The organism is Agaribacillus sp. DX54 (genome assembly GCF_056858335.1).
This window is the reverse complement of the sequence record NZ_JBXEQE010000109.1, coordinates 1-760: the sequence shown is the minus strand read 5'-3', so window position 1 is coordinate 760 and position 760 is coordinate 1. Positions and strand designations below refer to the sequence as shown.

Sequence of the window (760 nt, the reverse complement as noted above, 5' to 3'; positions counted from 1 at the left end):
CCTTGAGGAACCCCTTGCTTTCGTTCTATCCGCTCCTTGTTTGTCATTTCATAAGGAACCTTTAACCATCTCTCTATGTACAGAAGCACCCATTTACAGGACGTATGCTTACGTACTGCTTTCATCAGTAAATCATGGTCTATCGTATCGAAGAACTGTTTGATATCCAAATCTACAACCCTGTCATACTTCCAGCAGCGCTTGCGCGCAACTGAGATGGCTGCATGGGCTGATTTACCGGGCCGATATCCATACGAATCCTGATGAAAATAGGGCTCTATCACAGGACTTAGGATGAAGACAACAACCATCTGGGCAATTCGATCAGCGATCGTTGGTATACCCAGTGGTCGCTTTCCTCCGCTACCTTTTGGTATTTCTACCAGTTTTACCGGACAGGGAAAGTAGCTTCCGCTGGACATCCGGTTCCAGATTTTGTACAGATTATTCTTTTGATTTGCTTCAAAGTCTTTAATCGTTATTGTATCTATTCCCGGAGCTCCCCCATTTGCCTTAACTTTCCGATAAGCTTCCATGACAAGTCGTTTGGAAATTGTAAATGACTTTGCTCCTTGCATTAAATCCTCCTAATTAAGTTTAGTTGTTTAATGCCGGTCTGCTCAATAAGCCAGCCGCTTCGCTCGACAGCCATTACAGCTGCTTCAACACTACTACCAGCTGGTCCGCCACTGTGCCTGACATCGGTACTTTCACTCTTGTGGGTTCGCCACTTGAGTTTTCCTTTGGCATTCAGACGACG

At 45.3% G+C, this 760-nt stretch carries 2 protein-coding genes; both read right to left on the bottom strand.

The window, feature by feature from the left end; translation table 11 throughout:
* Positions 1-536 (bottom strand): reverse transcriptase domain-containing protein (locus AC04NP_RS30555; RefSeq protein WP_482863924.1); only part of this gene is annotated, 536 nt, incomplete at its 3' end.
* A gap of 41 nt (positions 537-577) precedes the next feature.
* A partial coding sequence (locus AC04NP_RS30550; RefSeq protein ID WP_482863923.1) for a hypothetical protein occupies positions 578-760 on the bottom strand: 183 nt, incomplete at its 5' end.